19 protein-coding genes and 1 pseudogene are annotated in these 18,571 nt (G+C 30.9%); 4 read left to right on the forward strand and 16 right to left on the reverse strand.

Features of this window, described 5'->3' with window-relative positions; translation table 11 throughout:
• Positions 1 to 1,706 (reverse strand): annotated as a pseudogene (locus ACFDSN_RS02295) (glycine dehydrogenase (aminomethyl-transferring)); the annotation flags it as partial.
• Between the two features lie 118 nt (positions 1,707 to 1,824).
• Between ACFDSN_RS02295 and ACFDSN_RS02300 the strand changes: the two are divergent.
• Positions 1,825 to 2,634 (forward strand): hypothetical protein, encoded by an 810-nt coding sequence (locus ACFDSN_RS02300; RefSeq protein WP_375238209.1) that lies wholly within the window; start codon positions 1,825 to 1,827, stop codon positions 2,632 to 2,634.
• On the opposite strand, the gene ACFDSN_RS02305 is transcribed toward ACFDSN_RS02300, so the two are convergent.
• From ACFDSN_RS02305 to ACFDSN_RS02340, 8 genes are all read right to left on the reverse strand, one after another.
• Positions 2,620 to 2,868, reverse strand: coding sequence for a glycine dehydrogenase (locus tag ACFDSN_RS02305; protein WP_375238210.1), 249 nt, complete (start codon positions 2,866 to 2,868; stop codon positions 2,620 to 2,622). The two genes, ACFDSN_RS02300 and ACFDSN_RS02305, sit on opposite strands and share 15 nt — an antisense overlap.
• A gap of 2 nt (positions 2,869 to 2,870) precedes the next feature.
• Positions 2,871 to 3,425 carry a sigma-70 family RNA polymerase sigma factor gene (locus tag ACFDSN_RS02310; protein WP_375238211.1) on the reverse strand — a complete coding sequence of 185 codons (555 nt, stop codon included), beginning with the start codon at positions 3,423 to 3,425 and terminating at the stop codon, positions 2,871 to 2,873.
• A 169-nt stretch (positions 3,426 to 3,594) separates the two neighbouring features.
• Positions 3,595 to 4,272 carry a class I SAM-dependent methyltransferase gene (locus ACFDSN_RS02315; RefSeq protein ID WP_375238212.1) on the reverse strand — a complete coding sequence of 226 codons (678 nt, stop codon included), beginning with the start codon at positions 4,270 to 4,272 and terminating at the stop codon, positions 3,595 to 3,597.
• Complete coding sequence (locus ACFDSN_RS02320) at positions 4,256 to 5,203, reverse strand: hypothetical protein (protein ID WP_375238213.1); 948 nt, start codon at positions 5,201 to 5,203, stop codon at positions 4,256 to 4,258. Before ACFDSN_RS02320 ends, ACFDSN_RS02315 begins: the two co-directional genes overlap by 17 nt.
• A 51-nt stretch (positions 5,204 to 5,254) precedes the next feature.
• Positions 5,255 to 5,755, reverse strand: coding sequence for a GbsR/MarR family transcriptional regulator (locus ACFDSN_RS02325; RefSeq protein WP_375238214.1), 501 nt, complete (start codon positions 5,753 to 5,755; stop codon positions 5,255 to 5,257).
• A gap of 97 nt (positions 5,756 to 5,852) precedes the next feature.
• Positions 5,853 to 7,886 carry a M3 family metallopeptidase gene (locus tag ACFDSN_RS02330; RefSeq protein ID WP_375238215.1) on the reverse strand — a complete coding sequence of 678 codons (2,034 nt, stop codon included), beginning with the start codon at positions 7,884 to 7,886 and terminating at the stop codon, positions 5,853 to 5,855.
• 52 nt (positions 7,887 to 7,938) lie between these two features.
• The gene (gene purE / locus ACFDSN_RS02335; protein WP_375238216.1) at positions 7,939 to 8,424 is read right to left on the reverse strand and encodes a 5-(carboxyamino)imidazole ribonucleotide mutase; all 486 of its coding nucleotides are present in this window, start codon (positions 8,422 to 8,424) and stop codon (positions 7,939 to 7,941) included.
• A 19-nt stretch (positions 8,425 to 8,443) separates the two neighbouring features.
• Positions 8,444 to 9,598, reverse strand: coding sequence for a 5-(carboxyamino)imidazole ribonucleotide synthase (locus ACFDSN_RS02340; protein WP_375238217.1), 1,155 nt, complete (start codon positions 9,596 to 9,598; stop codon positions 8,444 to 8,446).
• Between the two features lie 117 nt (positions 9,599 to 9,715).
• On the opposite strand from ACFDSN_RS02340, the gene ACFDSN_RS02345 reads away from it, so the two are divergent.
• From ACFDSN_RS02345 to ACFDSN_RS02355, 3 genes are read left to right on the forward strand one after another with little or no spacing between them, the layout of a single operon-like run.
• Positions 9,716 to 10,831, forward strand: a complete 1,116-nt coding sequence (locus tag ACFDSN_RS02345; RefSeq protein WP_375238218.1) for an adenylate kinase — start codon at positions 9,716 to 9,718, stop codon at positions 10,829 to 10,831.
• Between the two features lie 60 nt (positions 10,832 to 10,891).
• Entirely contained in the window at positions 10,892 to 11,890 is a 999-nt protein-coding gene (gene obgE, locus ACFDSN_RS02350; RefSeq protein WP_375238219.1) for a GTPase ObgE, read from the forward strand.
• Between the two features lie 16 nt (positions 11,891 to 11,906).
• Positions 11,907 to 12,194 (forward strand): twin-arginine translocase TatA/TatE family subunit, encoded by a 288-nt coding sequence (locus ACFDSN_RS02355; protein WP_375238220.1) that lies wholly within the window; start codon positions 11,907 to 11,909, stop codon positions 12,192 to 12,194.
• A 59-nt stretch (positions 12,195 to 12,253) separates the two neighbouring features.
• On the opposite strand, the gene ACFDSN_RS02360 is transcribed toward ACFDSN_RS02355, so the two are convergent.
• From ACFDSN_RS02360 to ACFDSN_RS02390, 7 genes are all read right to left on the reverse strand, one after another.
• Entirely contained in the window at positions 12,254 to 12,895 is a 642-nt protein-coding gene (locus tag ACFDSN_RS02360; protein ID WP_375238221.1) for an O-methyltransferase, read from the reverse strand.
• Between the two features lie 4 nt (positions 12,896 to 12,899).
• Positions 12,900 to 13,766, reverse strand: coding sequence for a hypothetical protein (locus ACFDSN_RS02365; protein ID WP_375238222.1), 867 nt, complete (start codon positions 13,764 to 13,766; stop codon positions 12,900 to 12,902).
• Between the two features lie 5 nt (positions 13,767 to 13,771).
• On the reverse strand, positions 13,772 to 14,857 hold the full coding sequence (locus ACFDSN_RS02370) for an amidohydrolase family protein (RefSeq protein WP_375238223.1): 1,086 nt from the start codon (positions 14,855 to 14,857) through the stop codon (positions 13,772 to 13,774).
• 55 nt (positions 14,858 to 14,912) lie between these two features.
• On the reverse strand, positions 14,913 to 15,446 hold the full coding sequence (locus ACFDSN_RS02375; protein ID WP_375238224.1) for a 3-hydroxyanthranilate 3,4-dioxygenase: 534 nt from the start codon (positions 15,444 to 15,446) through the stop codon (positions 14,913 to 14,915).
• Positions 15,447 to 15,597: 151 nt separating this feature from the next.
• The gene (locus tag ACFDSN_RS02380; RefSeq protein ID WP_375238225.1) at positions 15,598 to 16,380 is read right to left on the reverse strand and encodes an SDR family oxidoreductase; all 783 of its coding nucleotides are present in this window, start codon (positions 16,378 to 16,380) and stop codon (positions 15,598 to 15,600) included.
• 9 nt (positions 16,381 to 16,389) lie between these two features.
• The gene (locus ACFDSN_RS02385) at positions 16,390 to 17,829 is read right to left on the reverse strand and encodes an aldehyde dehydrogenase (protein ID WP_375238226.1); all 1,440 of its coding nucleotides are present in this window, start codon (positions 17,827 to 17,829) and stop codon (positions 16,390 to 16,392) included.
• A gap of 9 nt (positions 17,830 to 17,838) precedes the next feature.
• Positions 17,839 to 18,501: a hypothetical protein gene (locus ACFDSN_RS02390; protein ID WP_375238227.1), complete on the reverse strand. Its 663-nt coding sequence runs from the start codon at positions 18,499 to 18,501 to the stop codon at positions 17,839 to 17,841.
• Positions 18,502 to 18,571 lie beyond the last annotated feature (70 nt).

Here is an 18,571-nt window from a genome sequence, read left to right on the forward strand (position 1 = left end):
TATTCTCCTTGTGCGCCAGAATTTGGTTGTAAAGAAGTTCCTGCAAAACCTGTAATTTTGGTAAGTTGATCCTCTAACTTATGCAACATAGTTAAATAACCTTGTGCTTGATTTTGAGGAGCAAATGGGTGAATATTTCCCCAGTTAGGAGAACTTAAAGGTAGCATTTCTGATGCTGCATTTAATTTCATTGTGCAAGAACCTAAAGAAATCATAGAATGATTTAATGCTAAATCTTTACGTTCTAATGTTTTTATGTAACGCATCAATTCAGTTTCAGAATGATGTAAGTTAAAAACATCTAAAGCTAAAAATTCTGAAGTACGTTTTAAATCTTCCTGAATATTATCTGTTGCTTCAATTGAGGAAATAGTAAATATTTCTTTGTTTGCCGCTTCAGCAAAAATGGCAATCATTTGATTTATATCTGAAATAGAAGTTGTTTCGTTTATAGAAACGGTTACTGTGTTTTCATTTGGATAAAAGAAATTTACTTCGTTTTTCTCTGCAATAGATTTAACAGTTGATGCATTAGCTTCAACCTGAATAGTATCGAAGAAAGATGTATTTTTTTGTGTAAATCCTAATTTAGATAAACTATTTGCTAGTGTTACTGCACTATTATGAACTTGGTTTGCAATATATTCTAAACCTTTTGGACCATGGTAAACAGCATACATTCCAGCCATAACAGCTAATAATACTTGTGCTGTACAAATGTTAGAGGTTGCTTTATCACGTTTAATATGTTGCTCACGAGTTTGTAACGCCATACGTAAAGCGCGATTTCCATTTTTGTCTTTGGTAACACCAATAATACGACCTGGAATATCACGTTTGTACGCTTCTTTAGTAGCAAAGTATGCTGCGTGTGGTCCACCATAACCCATTGGTATTCCAAAACGTTGTGTTGTTCCAACAACTACAGATGCACCAAATTTACCTGGAGCTTCTAATTTTACTAAACTTAAAATATCTGCTGCAACTGCAACTTTAATATCTGCTGCTGTAGCTTTTTCTATAAATGATTTGATGTCGGTTATTTGTCCATTTTTTCCTGGGTACTGTAAAATTGCACCAAAAAACTCTGATGAGAAATCAAAATCCGCTTCATTTCCAATGACTAATTCTATACCAATTGGCGTAGAACGTGTTTGTAATAAAGATAGTGTTTGGGGTAGTATAGCTTCAGAAACAAAGAATTTATTAATACCTGCTTTTTTCTGAGCCCTTTCTCTAACAGAAAATAAAAGACTCATAGCTTCTGCAGCTGCAGTACTTTCATCTAAAAGAGATGCATTTGCTAATTCCATTCCGGTTAAATCCGTTACCATTGTCTGGAAGTTTAATAAAGCTTCTAAACGTCCTTGAGCAATTTCTGCTTGGTAAGGCGTATAAGCTGTATACCAACCTGGGTTTTCTAAAATGTTACGTTGAATAACTGCGGGTAAAATAGAAGGATTATATCCTAGACCAATATAGGTTTTGTATGTTTTATTTAGTTTTGATAACTCATTAATGTGAGTTGAATATTCGAATTCGCTTAATGGCGCTTCTAAATCCAATTCCTTTTGAAGTTTAATGTTGTCTGGAATAGTTTCAAAAATTAATTGATTTAAAGTGTCAACACCAATAGTTTTTAACATCGCATTTTGGTCTGCTTGTCTAGGACCAATATGTCTGATTGAAAAATCGTTTGTATTCATCTTGAAAATGAGTTAAATTTTTTGCAAAAATAATGAAAACAAATAGTTAATTTTAAGTTACGACTTAAAGTTTTTAAACAAATGATTACTTTATTAACAAGTTGTGTACTTTTGTTTAATGGTTTGGTTAAAAAGAATCTTTAATTTTTATTTAGAAGCAAGTATTCACGTTGCATTGTCTGTTTATGCTTTAACTTTTATAACCTTAACATTATTTGATTTATCCTACGACGAAAACAGTCTATATATTGCTTTTTACGGGACGATTTTAGGTTATAATTTTGTGAAATTTTATCCTGTGTTAAAAAGACAACGTTTTAAATTCAATTTAAAACTTAAATTGGTGCTTTTTGTGTCTTTTTTTTCGGGATTGTTGTTAATTAATTATGCTCTGAAAATACAAATCAAACTAGTGTTGTTTTTAATTATTTTTGGACTTATTACTTTACTATATGTGTTTCCTTTTAAATCTGAAAAGACGTTAAGAACTTTCCCTAGAATTAAAATTTTTGTAATTGCTATAGTGTGGAGTAGTGTTGCTTTGTTTTTGCCTATAATACAAAATAATGTAATTGTAGATTTAGATGTATGGTTAACGTTTATTCAGTATTTTTTATTGGTAATAATTTTAATGTTGCCTTTTGAAATAAGAGATTTGAAATATGATTTACCAGACCTAAAAACATTGCCTCAGGTTATAGGAATAAAGAACACAAAGTTTTTTGGAACTGTTCTTTTAGTTATTTTCTTTTTGATTGAGTTTTTTAAAGACGAAACAGCTGTTTCTAATCAAATAGCTTTGTTTGTTGTTGGATTAATACTGTTTGTTTTGTTGAGGTGTTCGTCAGAAAAACAAGGGAAATATTATAGTAGTTTTTTTGTAGAAGCGATACCGGTAATTTGGTTAATTCTGTTACTGGTTTTTTAACTGATTTTCTATTTGTTTTTGTAGCGTATTTTTTATGCCTTGTTCCATTGTAATAGGCTTTTCTCTTTTTAATATAGCTGTTAGTTTAGCATTTCTACTACTATATTTTCTGCATGCTTTACAATATAATAAATGTAAATTAAGCTTTATCATTTCTGAAAAAGAAGATTCTTTGTACTGACTTTTATCGCAAACGTGATTAGCTTCTTCGCAAGGGAGAAATAATTTTTTCATAATTAAAACCAATTTTTTTCTAAGCAACCAGCCATAGCTGTTCTAGCTCTGTGGATAATAACCCATAGATTAGACGATGTAATTCCTAATTCATTACAAATGGTTTCTGTATCGTAATTTAAAATGGTTTTCATTTCAAAAATAGAAGCTTGTTTTGCAGGTAGTTTTCCTAAACAATTCTGGATAGCATTTCCTAGTTCTGCGTTTTCCATGGCAGATTCTGCATTGCCATCAAAAGGGTCAGAAACTCGTTCTTCAAGCCAATCACCTTCAGAATCTTCGGAATTACTAAAATTAACTCTAATTTCAGCTTTACCTTTATTAGAATTTATTTTTCGGTAATGGTCTATAATTTTTCGTTTTAAAATAGAAATAAGCCACGTGCGTTCGCTTGCTTCTCCTTTAAAATTTTTCATAGATTTTAATCCAGCCATAAAGGTTTCCGAAATTAAATCTTGAGCAATTTCATGGTTATTTACACGAGTAATTGTGTAATTATAAAGATAATCACTGTAAAGCTTTACCCAACTATTAGGATTGATTTCGTGGTTTGGCATTAATAGTTTTCTTTTTTCAAGAGTAAATGTAAGTAATTATTAATTATAAAAAGAATAGCTGTATTTAGAATATTAATTTTTTAAGTTAGGATTACTTTAATAGAAAAGTAAATCGTATTTCCAGGAATTTATTTTTCACAAGTAGATATAGATTCGTAAATGATTGTTATTATATTACAATTTCCTTTTTCGCATGAATTATTTCAAAAAAATCAAAATATCTTTTATGTTCTATAATATTTAGATTTTCATTAATCATATTAGTTTTTAAAGGAGTCATACTTATGTGGTTGTTTAAATAAGGAAATAGAAGTTTAAATTTATTTCCAAACAATTTAGGTAATAAGATGTCTAAATAAAATTTAATGAATTTGTAATTGAATCGGTTTCTTGGTTTTACCATTTCCAAAAAGAGGATTTCTCCGTTAGGCTTTATAAGTCTATTTAGTTTTTGTGAAAATTCTTTTAAGTTATTATTGTTAATAGTCTTTATTCCAAACGAACAAACTATAATGTCAAAAGATTTAGGTTTGCAATTTGTATTAAAAAAGTCATCCTCTATTTGTAATAAGTTTGTATTATTTTGTTTAAGTTTTGCAGCAATATTCATTTTATAAGAAAAATCTATTGTTGTAACTTTTGTGCTCTTATTATTTATATATTTTAGATTTTCACCTCTACCACTCATTAAATCTAAAACACTTTTTCCGTTAAAGTTGTTAATTTTATTAATCAACTTTCTTCTCATATAATTAGTTAAATAAAAAGAAGCAAATTCATTAACTGAATAAGACATACTTAAAGAATTAAAATAATCTATTAATAGTGGCTTAGTTAATGTGTTCATTTTTGATTGATTTTAATACGTGCATTTGCATTTCATCTATTATGTAATTTGACCATAATTTCCAATACCATTTTGGAGCAATTTTGTAACTGTAAGAAGTTTTTGCGATAATTTTAGTTTTATTAAAGGCTATAGATTCTAATTTTATATTTCCATAATGTACATAGAAGTAATTATGTAGATGCTCTGCGTCAATAGATTTATAAGGAGAAAGTTCCTTCATTGGCATTGTTTGTTTTTCTGGTTTAAAAGTTACGTGATCATTATTTTTGAATTCTGTAATTTTTAAATTTATAGTGTCATTATTTGTTATGCAAAAATAACTTAGCGCTTCTTTATTGTTATTAAACTCAATAAACCTTGGATAGGAAACACCTTTTTGAAATAAAATATTAGGTTTGTTTGTGAACCCTATTTTTGTAGAAAGACTTTTCCATATATTCTCTTTTGAAGTGTTTATAATTAATTCTGAAGTGATTTCTTCTTTTATAGGATTTGTGTAACTATCAAATATATAAGTGCTTGGGTTTATTACCATCAAAATAATTAGTGCATTACGTTTTATATTTTTATCTGCGTTACCAATAAACAAACCTAGTAAGTATGATGCAGTCATCGGTAAAACCAAAAAAGGATACGCCATTAGTATGCAAATAGCTCCTTCTAATCCTATAGCTATTAGAACTCCAGATAGTAATAAAATGATTAAATTGATTTTAAAGAAACCTATTAACCCTTTTTTTATCCTAGAGTTTTTCAAGCCTTCATACTTCTTTAGATATCCAATTAAAAAAGATATGCTTCCCGGGATTGTAAAGAATAGAGTAGTGCCATAATTCCCGTCATCAATTAACACGAACCAAAAAGCGACAAGTCCAATTATAGATAAAGTAATAATTAAATAAAGATGTTTTTTTATAAATGATAGCATAATTATTTTTTTAAAGTTTCAGGAAATACTGAAACTTGTGTTTAAATTTTTTTAAGTAAATAGTTTTACTAAAGATTTAGTAATCCAGTTTTGCTTTTGATTAACTAACTTGTTAATCATTTCGTCTGCTGTTTCTGTTAATTCGTGTAAAGCTTTTGTCTGTTTAATTAATTCTTTTGCTTCTGGCGAGTTGTCTTCAATGCTAGAAACATCTTTTAATACTTTTATTACAGGTTTAATTTCACGTCTGCTTCGCTCTTTAGCAATTACTCTTGCTAATTCTTGAACGTCTTTTTCAGTAGTAAAATACTCTTTACGTTCGCCAGCAACCAATTCTTTACTAACAATTCCCCAATCTATAAGTTGACGTAAATTCATACTAGTATTACCACGAGAAATTTTTAATTCTACCATGATATCCTCCATAGATAATGGTTTCGGTGTTATAAAAAGCAACGCTTGTATTTGTGCCATAGCTTTGTTAATTCCCCATAAAGAACCTAGGCTTCCCCAAGTATTTATAAATTTATCCTTCGCTTCCTTGTATTGCATAAAGCAAATATATGAAATATTTTAAACTTTCAGTAATTATTGAAAGTTTGTTTTAAAAGAAAGACCGAAAATATATTACGGTCTTTAAAATTTGGTTTTACTTAATCAATCCAGCTCTACGCAACAACGCTTCTGGTTTAGGTTCTTGACCTCTAAAACGTTTGTAAAGTGCCATTGGGTTTTCTGTTCCACCTTGACTTAATACATTGTCTTTAAATTTTGTGGCAACGTCTTTACTAAAAATGCCTTCTTCTTTAAAATACTCAAAAGCATCTGCATCTAAAACTTCTGCCCATTTGTAACTGTAGTAACCAGAACTGTATCCACCTTGAAAAATATGTGAAAAAGCAGTACTCATACAATTTTCTTTAACTTCTGGGTAAAGGTTTGTATTTGCAAAAGCTTTAGATTCAAAATCTTTTACATTTTTAATACTTACAGTATTGTCTGATCCGTGCCAAGACATGTCTAAAAGACCAAAACTAATTTGACGTAACGTTTGCATGCCTTCATGAAAGGTTGCGCTTTCTTTTATTTTTTGAACTAATTCCATTGGAATAGTTTCTCCTGTTTCGTAATGTTTAGCAAACAATTCTAAAGCTTCTTTCTCGAAACACCAGTTTTCTAAAACCTGACTTGGTAGCTCTACAAAATCCCAAAAAACACTTGTTCCAGATAGACTCGGATATGTTGTTTCTGCTAACATTCCGTGTAATGCGTGACCAAATTCGTGAAATAAAGTAGTGACTTCGTTAAACGTTAATAAAGAAGGTTTCGTTTTTGTAGGTTTTGTGAAATTACACACAATAGAAACGTGTGGTCTTTCCTCTTCGTTGTCTTTTACAAACTGTGGTTTGTAGCTTGTCATCCAAGCGCCATTTCTTTTTCCAGCTCTTGGGAAGAAATCTGCATAGAATAAGGCTATGAATTCGCCTTTGGTATTTGTTACTTCGTAAGTTAAAACATCTTCGTGGTATTTGTCTACTACATCGATTTCGTTAAATTCTAAATTGAATAATTTGTTGGCTATAGTAAAAACACCATCAATTACGTTTTCTAATTTAAAGTAAGGTTTTAGTTTTTCGTCATCTAAACTAAATAACTTTTGTTTTAATTTTTCAGAATAATAACCAGAATCCCATTTTTGAAAATCATCTAAATCATCTAAGTCTTTAGCAAATGCCTTTAGCTCTTCAAATTCTTTAATTGCTGCAGGTTTTGCTTTATCTAATAATTCTTTTAAAAACGTTTTAACCGTTTCAGGGTTTTTAGCCATTCGTTCTTCTAAAACAAAATTAGCATGTGTATTATATCCTAATAAGTTAGCGCGTTGTTGACGTAGATTGGCAATCTTTAAAACATTCTCTTGATTATCTAAATTGTCGCCTTTAAAAGATTTACTTCCAGCAGCTAAACTCATTGTTTTACGTAATTCTCGGTTGGCACTATACGTCATAACCGGAATGTAGCTTGGGTAATCTAAAGTGAATAGCCAACCTTCTAAATTTTTGCTTTCTGCTAATTGTTTAGCCGCTTCTTTAGTGCCTTCAGGTAAACCGTTAAGTTCTGCTTCGTTTGTAATTATATGTTGAAATTTATTAGTTTCGGCTAAAAGATTTTCGCCAAACTTCAATTTTAAAGTTGCTAATTCTTTATCTATTTCTCTAAGTTTAGATTTGTCGGTTTCATTTAAATTTGCTCCATTTCTAGAGAAACCTTTATATTTTTTGTCTAATAAAGTGGTTTGTTCTGTATTTAATCCTAGGCTTTCTTTAACATCATAAACCGATTTTACACGTTTAAATAAGGTTTCATTTAGTGTAATATCATTTCCAAATTCTGTTAATAACGGCGAAACTTCTTGAGCTATTTTTTGAATATCCTCGTTAGTTTCAGCAGAATTCAAGTTAAAAAACACACTAGTAACACGATCTAATTGCTGACCAGAAAACTCTAAGGCTTCAATAGTGTTTTCAAAAGTTGGCGCATCAGGATTAGAAGTAATAGCGCTTATTTCTTTGCGAGCTTCTTCAATAAGTGTAATAATTGCAGGTTTGTAGTCTTCGTTCTTTATAGAATTAAAAGGCGCTGAATTATATGGTGTATTAAAGGGTGATGTTAGAATGCTCATAATTAAATCAAGGTGTTTTTGTCAAGTGGTATTACAGTAAATTTGCTTGGTTTTATTGTTTTATGCTTTTTGCAGCTTCTTCAACTTTCATTTTTAAACCTTCTTTATACGCTACCATTTTATCTAATACACATTTATCTGCAGATCCAATAATTTGAGCTGCTAAAATACCTGCGTTTTTTGCACCATTTAAAGCAACAGTTGCAACAGGAACGCCACCAGGCATTTGTAAAATAGACAAAATAGAATCCCAACCATCTATAGAATTGCTGCTTTTTACAGGAACTCCAATAATTGGTAAAGGAGACATAGAAGCAACCATTCCAGGTAAATGTGCAGCACCACCAGCACCAGCAATTATTACAGAAATACCACGTTTGTGAGCATTCATACTAAAATCGAATAATTTTTCTGGAGTTCTGTGAGCCGACACAATATCAACTTCAATCTCTATATCAAATCCGTTTAAAATATCTATAGCGTCTTGCATAACTGGCATATCGCTATTACTTCCCATTACTATGGCTACTTTACTCATAATTTGTTGTGTTTTTTAGTTATATAGAAATAACTTCTATACTCTGTTTTACTTCTTGTGCTATTTCTCTAGCTTTATCAATATCTGCATTTACAATGGTAACATGTCCCATTTTACGAAAAGGTCTGGTTTGTTTTTTTCCATAAATATGTGGTGTAACACCATCTAAGGACATAATATTTTCTATGTTTTTATAAACTACATTTCCTGTATGTCCTTCTTTGCCTACTAAATTCACCATAACTCCAGCAGCTTTATTGTCTGTGTTTCCTAGTGGTAAATCTAAAATAGAACGAATATGCTGTTCAAACTGGCAAGTGTAACTTGCCTCTATGGTTTGATGTCCAGAATTATGAGGTCTTGGAGCAACTTCGTTTATTAAAATTTCATCGTCTTGTGTTAAAAATAATTCAACAGCTAATAAACCAACATGATTGTAAGCTTCACTAGTTTTAATAGCTACATTTTGTGCTTTTTTTAGAATATCGTTAGAAACTCTTGCAGGACAAATTACATATTCTACTTGGTTAGCTTCTGGATGAAATTCCATTTCAACTACTGGATATGTTTTTACTTCTCCAGATGGATTTCTTGAAACAATTACAGCTAATTCATTCTTAAATGGAACTAATTCTTCTGTAATACATTCTCCTTTTGGTAAGTCTTGTAGGTCTTCAATTTTTCTAACAATTTGAACACCATTACCATCATAACCAAACTGAGCACTTTTCCATACAAAAGGAAATTCGAGAGCTTCGTTAGAGATGGCGTCTTTAACTTCGCTTAAATAAGCAAAACGAGAAAAAGGAGCAGTTGGTAAATTATTATCTACATAAAATAGTTTCTGAGTGGCTTTATTCTGAATTTTGCGTAGTGTTTTAGAACTCGGATAAACTTTTTTCCCTTCTTTTTCTAATTGCTCTAGCGCATCAAGATTTACGTTTTCAATTTCAATAGTTAAAACATCTATTTGTTTTCCAAAATTATAAACATCATCATAATTCATTAAGTCACCTTTAGTAAATAGGTTACAGGCTAATTTACTTGGCGCATCATCACTTGGATCTAAAACGTGAGTAGTTATATCAAATTTCCTTGTATTATAAAGGAGCATTTTACCTAATTGTCCACCACCAAGAATACCTAATTTAAAGTCTGAAGAAAAATAATTCATATCTAAAATTTGAAGTACAAAAATAGCTATTTCTTAGCAATTAGACTATTAAATATAGCGTATAAGTTTAGAATTTGAAATAGCAATTAACTATCTTTGAGGCCTTAAAGTAAACTGATGAAAACCATTAAATTAGACGATTTATATTTTAAACCTTTTAAGTCTGCGCAACAAATTGATGATGCAGTAACAAAAATGGCTTTGGATATAGCAGAAGATTTAGGTGATGAGGTCCCTGTTTTTATAGGGATTCTTAATGGCTCGTTTATGTTTGTTAGCGATTTTGTGAAAAAATATCCAAAACCTTGCGAGGTTACTTTTATAAAATTAGCGTCCTATGAAGGTGTTAAATCTACAGAGGACATACAACGTTTAATTGGTTTAACTCAAGATTTAAGCGGTAGAACTGTAGTGATTCTTGAGGATATAATTGATTCAGGAAATACTTTAAACGAAGTACATCGTATTTTTAAAAACGAAAATGTAAAGCAATTAATTATAGCTTCATTGTTTTTTAAACCAGAAGCTTATAAAAAAGATTTTAAAATTCACTACTCTGGCATAAATATTTCTAATGAGTTTATTGTAGGCTACGGTTTAGACTATAATGGATTAGGAAGAGATTTACCGGAAGTTTATCAAATTAAAAATACAAAACACATGACGAATTTAGTCTTATTTGGTCCTCCAGGAGCAGGTAAAGGTACGCAAGCCGAATTTTTAAAAGAAAAATACAACTTAGTACATATTTCTACAGGAGATGTATTTAGATATAACATTAAGAATGAAACTGCACTTGGAACACTAGCAAAATCTTTTATAGATAAAGGTCAGTTAGTTCCAGATGAAGTTACTATTGATATGCTTGAGGCTGAGGTTGAAAAAAATAGCGATGCTAAAGGGTTTATATTTGATGGTTTTCCAAGAACTAGTGCGCAAGCAGATGCTTTAGATAAATTAATGACTAAAAAAGATTCTCAAATTAATGCTATGATTGCATTAGAGGTAGAAGATGAAGTTTTGGTAGAACGTTTATTAGAACGCGGAAAAACAAGCGGAAGAAAAGACGATGCTAACGAAGATGTAATTCGTAACAGGATTAAAGTATACTATGCAGAAACATCAATCTTAAAAGATTTTTATTCTGAACAAGATAAATATTATGGTGTAAATGGTGTTGGTAGTATAGCAGATATTACTGAACGTATTAGCGCGGTAATTGATAAGCTATAAGTTTATCTAAAATAAAAGTGGAGACTTTAAACTTATAACAGTTAACTTTTTAACTTAATTATGACTGAAGGGAATTTTGTAGACTACGTAAAAATGTATGTTTCTTCTGGAAATGGAGGAAAAGGATCTACGCATTTGCATAGAGAAAAGTACATATCAAAAGGTGGTCCAGATGGTGGAGATGGCGGTCGTGGTGGTCATGTTATTTTAAGAGGAAACTCTAATCTTTGGACGCTTTTACCTCTAAAATTTAAGCGACATGTTCGTGCAGGTCATGGATCTCACGGAAGTAGTGGTAGAAGTACTGGTGCAGATGGAGAAGATATATATTTAGATGTACCATTAGGAACTGTAATTAGAGATACAGAAACTAATCAAATTATTCACGAAATTACAGATGTTGGCGAAGAATTTATTGCTGCTGAAGGTGGAAAAGGAGGAAGAGGAAATTGGCACTTTAAGAGTTCAACAAATCAAACGCCACGTTACGCACAACCTGGAATTCCGTTAGAAGAAAAGTATATTACTTTAGAATTAAAGTTATTAGCAGATGTTGGTTTAGTTGGATTTCCTAATGCAGGAAAATCGACTTTATTATCGGTATTAACTTCAGCAAAACCTAAAATTGCAGATTACGAGTTTACAACACTTAAACCAAATTTAGGAATTGTAGAATATCGTGATTACCAGTCTTTTGTAATGGCAGATATTCCTGGTATTATTGAAGGTGCAGCAGAAGGAAAAGGATTAGGTTATTACTTTTTGCGTCATATAGAACGTAATTCAATATTGTTATTTTTAATTCCAGCAGATGCGCCAGATATTAAAAAGCAGTACGATATTTTGTTAGATGAATTGCGCCGCTATAATCCAGAAATGTTAGACAAAGAACGTATTGTTGCTATTTCTAAATGTGATATGTTGGATGATGAGTTAGAAGCAGAATTAAAAATAGAATTAGATAACGAAATGCCAGTACCTTATTTATTCATGTCTTCAGTTGCTCAAAAAGGTCTTGTGGAACTTAAAGATATGCTTTGGGGAAAGTTAAATGACTAATTAGTATATTTGTAACGTGATACAGTTAACAACCTTATTATTTATTAGCGGCGGAGAAATTGGTGTAATTATACTTATTATAGTTATGGTTTTTGGTGCCGATAAAATTCCTGAAATAGCTCGTGGATTAGGAAAAGGTATTAAGCAAGTTAAAAATGCAACTAATGATATTAAATACGAAATCACTAAAAGTGCAGAAAAAAATGGTATAGATACTGATTTGGGCTTAGATATAAAGAATGAAATAAATAAAGTAAAAGACGATATAGAAGAGTTTTCAGGCTCGGTAAGACGAAAAATGTAAAATTTTTCTAATAATAATTTAAACCGCTTTTTTAAGCGGTTTTTTTTATAGTCTATAATTTACTTCTTCCTACTAATAGTTAATCCGTCTCTAATTGGTAAAAGAACCGTTTCAATTCTATCATCATTCTTTAATAATGTATTGTATTCTAAAACCGCTTTGGTAGAATTGTCTTTATCTTTTAAAGGTTCAACAACTTTTCCGTGCCATAATACATTATCCGAAAGTATAATGCCACCAGGATTAAGCTTTTCTATAATAAGATGAAAGTAATTAGAGTAGTTAGGTTTATCTGCATCAATAAAAACTAAGTCAAAGGTTTTATCTATTTTAGGAATAATCTCAATTGCATTTCCAATATGCTGATGTATTTGATTACCAAATTCAGATTTATTAAAATACTTACGCTGAAAATCTTCTAATTCCTCGTTAATATCTAAGGTGTGGATTTCGCCATCTTTTTGTAAACCTTCAGCTAAACAAAGTGTAGAGTAACCTGTAAATGTTCCTAATTCTAAAATGGTTTTAGGGTTTACTAATTTAGAAATCATACTTAATACTCTGCCTTGATATGGACCGGAAAGCATAATTGGTTGTAGTATTTTCTGATAGGTTTCGCGAGTTAATTGTTGCAGTAATTCTGGTTCGTTTTCAGAATGTGCAACTACATAATCGTCTAATTTTTCTGGTAGGAAATACATAAAATTACCAATATTTTATTTTTCTAGTTTCGATGTAATTAGGCTTAAAGGTGTTGCTTCTGTCAAATATATAGTCTTTTGTTGTTACTGTTTTAGTAACCCAGTTTCCTTTTTTATCAAAAGTATAAGTCCTTTTGTGTTCACGAATTAACTTTTTGTCATTGTAAATTTTTTGATAGATTGGATTGAAGAAGTCATCATAGGTTATGTCAGAATCTACATATTCAGTTGAATCTTTTGTAATTCTTGTTTTTAAGATTCTATGGATTTTCCCTTTTTTAAATTCTTTTAATGTTTTATAGGTTAGGTATGTGCCATATTTTATGACTTCAACTTCATTACCTAGACTATCGTATTTAAAAGTTTTAAAAAGGTTTTTAGTTTCATCTGTTACAGATATTACTTTATTATCATCGTTAAGCAGATAGCTGTATTTAACTGTAACTATATCACCTTTTATATCTTGAACTATTTTAATAATATTTTCATCTTTATCATAAGTTTCTATAAATCCATATGCTAATTTTTCATTCCTAAAAACTTTAGTAGTTTTATTATTTAAAATTGTATCATATTTTATTTTAGTGATTTCTTTTTCGTTAAAATCGAAATTAATGTCCGATTTTAATATTAATTTGTCATTAACATAAATATATTCAATCCTGCTTTCTAATTTCCCGTCAGAGTCGTAATTATCAAGCTTTATAAGATTCTTTTTTTTGTTATATTTTTTGAATTCAGAAACATGAGATTTACCATCAATACTAGATTTTGATGTTGTTTTTATAGATTTTATTTGAGCACTTAATTCATAAGAATTAATTACTGAAATAATAAAAACCATCATTGTAATAATGCCATTTTTTGTCATAGTAATTATCCCAAAATACGTTTATACAATTTGTCTTTGGCATCTTTATTATCTCCGCAAAGCCATTGTACCACATTATCATCCCAAATAGCATCGCGTTCTGGTTCTGTAATTATGCTGCGTTCCATTGCTAAGTCTAAAATTTTACCAGGGTAAGACGCTTGTTTTTCGCTTTCCATTTCTCCTAAAGGATAAGGATCGTCTAATCCCATTAAAACTTGTTTAGAACCTTGGTTTTTTAGTAATAATTCTAATCCACCAGTATCATGAACTAAAGTATCAAAAAAGATGTTTTTATGTCCAACCGCTTTTCTTGGATGACTTTTGCCTTCAAATAAATCTGGTCTACCATCAAAACCTTGAATACGTCTTCCTAAGTTTATTTGTGCTAATTGTCCGCCATGCGCAAAACACGTTCTCATGTTAGGATATTTATCTGCATAACCATTTAAAGTTAAAAAATGATACGCATCTGCACATTGTGCTAACATCCAAATTAAGTGAAAACGCCAAGAGGTGTTTTCTAATTTTATAAATTTCTCACCATCATAAGGATGGATTTCTACTGCTAAATTGTATTTGTTTGCCAATTCAAAAATAGGCTCGTTTTCTTCATCAAAAATACAACGCCACGTACCAATAGTATCCATATAATGGGTTGGTAAGCATAATAATTGCATACCTAATTCCTCTACACAACGTTCTATTTCCCAACAAGCACCACGTACAAAACCAGGATGAACCACAAATCCAGTTGTAAATTTAGAAGGATTTTCTCTCTGTACTTTAGCATTAAAATCATTCTGAAAACGTAAAGCTTGCTTCATTTCTTCAACACGCAAACCATTTCCGTAAAGCTGAGATAAATTTAAAACAACTGCATGGTCAATATTAAAACGCTCCATCCAAGCTAACTTCTCGTCTAAGAAAAAACTAGAATCCGTAATTGGTCTGTTCCAGTCTTTTTGAAGCATGTATTTTCGGTCTTTATCAACCCAAAAAATCCCTTTATCTTGCATAAATTGAGGGATTTCCTCAGGATAAGGTAATAAGTGCGAATGTCCGTTTATTCTTAGTTTACGTTTTGTCATGATCTTAATCTTAAAGCAATTTCAAGATAGTGTTTAAGGTTGGTTTTAATACTATTTAATCGATTTTCACCTTTTTTGGCGGTTGCATAACTTCACAACAGTTTGGACACGTGCGTTTTTCTTCATCTCCATAGTACTTATCAAAAATTATTGGCATATCAGTTTCAATATTTTTTACCGTAAAATCTTCCTCATAAAGTTTTGTTGTACAACTTTCGCAAAACCATAGCAAAGCATCTCTTACGCCTTCATGTCTTTGATATTCTATAACTAATCCAACCGTATTTGCACCACGTTGTGGAGAATGCGGCACTTTAGATGGTAACAAATAAATATCGCCTTCTTTTATATGTACATCTTTTGGTGTGCCATTTTCTATAATTTTCAAGACGATGTCTCCTTCAACCTGGTAGAAAAACTCAGGTGTTTCGTTATAATGATAGTCCTTTCTACTATTTGGTCCACCAACAACCATAACTATAAATTCGCCATCTTTCCAAACCACTTTGTTTCCAACTGGCGGTTTTAATAAATGACGATTTTCCTCTATCCAAGCTTTAAAATTTAAAGGCGAAACTATTTTACTCATAGTATTATTTTTATGGCGTTTCCCTATCGGGCCAGGTTTTTCGTTATATCTTTTTTTGCCATATATGTCAGCAAAAAAAGGATACCACTTCAACCCTTAACGCAAATTCATCAATTTAATAAAATTAACAATAAAAATTGAAAATTCGGTATTATAAACATTTAGTTCTTCCGCCATCCACAGGAAGATTAATTCCATTAATGTAACTGGCACGTTTGCTAGCTAAAAATGTAATAGCATCTGCTAATTCTTCAGGTTGAGCAAAACGTTTTGCTGGAACCGCACTTTTCATTGCATTACTTGCTTCGTCTTGAGTTACACCAGTTTTAGCAGATTTGTTTTTTATAATTTCAGCTAAACGATCTGTTCCTGTTGCTCCTGGTAATACGTTATTAACAGTAACGCCAAATTGTCCAAGTTCGTTAGCTAATGTTTTACTCCAATTGGCAACTGCTCCACGAATAGTATTACTAACACCAAGTCCATCTAAAGGTTGCTTAACCGATGTAGAAATTACGTTAATAATTCTACCAAAAGATTCACTTTTCATAAAAGGAACCACAGCTTGTGTTAACACGTGATTGCATTTTAAATGCTGTGTAAACGCGTTTTCAAACTCATCTACATCTGCTGCAAATACAGGTCCGCCTTTTGGTCCGCCAGTATTATTTACTAAAATATGAAATCCGTGATTTTTAGCTATATAGTCAGACACTTTGGCTTTTAATTCTGCTGGATTAGAAAAATCTGCTACAATATAATCGTGAGCTCTTTGTTGAGGTAATTCAGCTAAAGTTGCTTTTAATTTATCTTCGTTTCTTGCTATTAAAGTGACGATTGCACCTTCGTTAGCTAAAGCCATTGCAGTTGCTTTTCCTATTCCCGCTGTACTACCGCAAACTAATGCGTATGTGTTGTTTAAGTCTAAATTCATTTTTAATTTTTAATATTTTATACAAACATTTTTTGCTTCTGTAAAGAAACGTAAGGCTTCAAAACCGCCTTCGCGTCCAACACCAGAAGCTTTTACGCCACCAAAAGGTGTGCGTAAATCACGCATCATCCAAGTGTTAACCCAAACAATTCCTGCTTGTAGATTGTTACTTAGAATCATTGTGCGTTTTAAGTTGTTAGTCCATAGCGTAGCCGACAAACCATACTTAACTTTATTAGCCATTTCTAAAACTTGTGCTTCAGTTTCAAAAGGCATTATAGTTACTACAGGCCCAAAAATTTCTTCTTGATTAACTCTACAATCATCAGATGTTACTTCTATTACTGTTGGTTCAAGATAGTAACCATTTTCGTAACCATTTACAGTGACTTTATTTCCACCGCATAAAACAGTTCCGTTTTCTGTTTTGGCAATCTCAATATATTCTTTTACTTTTTCTAAATGTGGTTTTGATACTAATGCGCCAATATTTGTCGCTTCATCTGATGGATGACCAACTTTTAAGGCTTTTACTTTAGTAACAAAATCTGTTTTAAATTTTTCATAGATAGAAGCTTCAACAAAAATTCGACTTCCGCATAAACAAATCTGACCTTGATTAGCAAAAGATGATCTTACTGTTGTGTTTAACATATCATCATAATCGCAATCTGCAAATATGATGTTTGGGTTTTTTCCACCTAATTCTAAAGATAATTTTTTAAACATTGGAGCTGCAATACGTGCAATATGTGCACCAGTTGCTGTTCCGCCAGTAAAACTAATGGCTTTAATATCTGTGTGTTCTATAATGGCTTGTCCTGTAGTTGTTCCTAATCCGTGAACAATATTTAAAACACCTTTTGGTAAGCCTGCTTGATTACAAATTTCTCCTAATAAATAAGCGGTCATTGGTGTGACTTCACTTGGTTTAGCAACCACGCAATTTCCCGCTGCAATTGCTGGTGCAATTTTCCACGTAAATAAATAAAGTGGAAGATTCCATGGCGAAATACATCCTACAACACCAATAGGTTGACGCAATGTATAATTTATAGCGTCTTGACCAACACTTTCGTGACTTTCGCTAGCAAATTGTGTTATGGCATTTCCAAAGAATCTAAAGTTACTTGCAGCTCTTGGAATATCTACTGCTTTTGCTAAGCTTACTGGTTTTCCGTTGTCTTTACTTTCTGCTTCTGCAAAACGTTGTAAGTTGTCTTCTAATAAATCAGCAATCTTAATTAGAATTCTACTACGTTCATCTAAAGTAGTTTTTGACCAACTTGGAAAAGCAGATTTAGCAGCTTTATAAGCTAATTCCACATCTTCTTGAGATGAGTTTGGGATTTGCCCATAAACGTCTCCGTTAGATGGATTGTAATTGTCAATCCAATTGTTGTTAATTGGATTTTTAAATTCCCCGTTTATGTAGTTTTGTATGTTCATATTGAATTATTAATTCATCAGATGTATTAATACCTTTTCAGCTTTCCATCTCCCATTTTCTTTAGTATAAAGAACTTCTTTAGTATGGCGCACATAATAATTAATACTTATGTGTGCTTTGTCTAGTTTTTTGTTGAAGACTAATTTACTCAGGTTTATTTGGTCAGATGTTTTTATTTCAGAATATAATCTTTTGATTGAATCTTCTGAAACAATATTTACTCTTTTATTATTTTTATCAAAATACCAAATGGTATTCCAATCAATAGATTTATGGCCAAACTTCGAGAGATTAGATATTTTTAAATTTTTGTTAGATTTTAATTGGTTAGAGATGTAAGTTGTGTCTTTTTCTTTAAAAATAAAATCTAGATACTCTACAAAGTTAGCATCCTTTCCAACAATCACATTTAATCTGATGTCATTTCTATTTCCATTATATTTGTATGGCCAGTAATTTATATATGGCTCTTTTTCAATTGGAAACAATAAAGAATCATTTTTATTACTCAGTATATCATTCAAAAACTTTAACTTAAATTCATCAGTAATAATTGGTGTTTCAATCTCTTTTTCTTCAATATATAAAATAGGTTTATTGGCTTCTGAGTTCTTACAAGAAAAACTTAGTAGTATGAATAGAATTGTGATGTGTTTAAAATTCATCTTCATATATAAAACTATAGATTCTGCTTTTCAGCAGAACGACAAATGAACTAGAGTTTATAATTATTACATTTTA

Source organism: Aurantibacter sp., from assembly GCF_042094015.1.
GTDB lineage: Bacteria > Bacteroidota > Bacteroidia > Flavobacteriales > Flavobacteriaceae > Aurantibacter.

Excerpts from the sequence above, each read along its gene's own strand:
- ACFDSN_RS02300 (WP_375238209.1), top strand. The coding sequence starts at position 1,825 with ATGGTTTGGTTAAAAAGAATCTTTAATTTTTATTTAGAAGCAAGTATT.
- ACFDSN_RS02305 (WP_375238210.1), bottom strand. The coding sequence starts at position 2,868 with ATGAAAAAATTATTTCTCCCTTGCGAAGAAGCTAATCACGTTTGCGAT.
- ACFDSN_RS02310 (WP_375238211.1), bottom strand. The coding sequence starts at position 3,425 with ATGCCAAACCACGAAATCAATCCTAATAGTTGGGTAAAGCTTTACAGT.
- ACFDSN_RS02315 (WP_375238212.1), bottom strand. The coding sequence starts at position 4,272 with ATGAACACATTAACTAAGCCACTATTAATAGATTATTTTAATTCTTTA.
- ACFDSN_RS02320 (WP_375238213.1), bottom strand. The coding sequence starts at position 5,203 with ATGCTATCATTTATAAAAAAACATCTTTATTTAATTATTACTTTATCT.
- ACFDSN_RS02325 (WP_375238214.1), bottom strand. The coding sequence starts at position 5,755 with ATGCAATACAAGGAAGCGAAGGATAAATTTATAAATACTTGGGGAAGC.
- ACFDSN_RS02330 (WP_375238215.1), bottom strand. The coding sequence starts at position 7,886 with ATGAGCATTCTAACATCACCCTTTAATACACCATATAATTCAGCGCCT.
- purE (WP_375238216.1), bottom strand. The coding sequence starts at position 8,424 with ATGAGTAAAGTAGCCATAGTAATGGGAAGTAATAGCGATATGCCAGTT.
- ACFDSN_RS02340 (WP_375238217.1), bottom strand. The coding sequence starts at position 9,598 with ATGAATTATTTTTCTTCAGACTTTAAATTAGGTATTCTTGGTGGTGGA.
- ACFDSN_RS02345 (WP_375238218.1), top strand. The coding sequence starts at position 9,716 with ATGAAAACCATTAAATTAGACGATTTATATTTTAAACCTTTTAAGTCT.
- obgE (WP_375238219.1), top strand. The coding sequence starts at position 10,892 with ATGACTGAAGGGAATTTTGTAGACTACGTAAAAATGTATGTTTCTTCT.
- ACFDSN_RS02360 (WP_375238221.1), bottom strand. The coding sequence starts at position 12,895 with ATGTATTTCCTACCAGAAAAATTAGACGATTATGTAGTTGCACATTCT.
- ACFDSN_RS02365 (WP_375238222.1), bottom strand. The coding sequence starts at position 13,766 with ATGACAAAAAATGGCATTATTACAATGATGGTTTTTATTATTTCAGTA.
- ACFDSN_RS02370 (WP_375238223.1), bottom strand. The coding sequence starts at position 14,857 with ATGACAAAACGTAAACTAAGAATAAACGGACATTCGCACTTATTACCT.
- ACFDSN_RS02375 (WP_375238224.1), bottom strand. The coding sequence starts at position 15,446 with ATGAGTAAAATAGTTTCGCCTTTAAATTTTAAAGCTTGGATAGAGGAA.
- ACFDSN_RS02380 (WP_375238225.1), bottom strand. The coding sequence starts at position 16,380 with ATGAATTTAGACTTAAACAACACATACGCATTAGTTTGCGGTAGTACA.
- ACFDSN_RS02385 (WP_375238226.1), bottom strand. The coding sequence starts at position 17,829 with ATGAACATACAAAACTACATAAACGGGGAATTTAAAAATCCAATTAAC.
- ACFDSN_RS02390 (WP_375238227.1), bottom strand. The coding sequence starts at position 18,501 with ATGAAGATGAATTTTAAACACATCACAATTCTATTCATACTACTAAGT.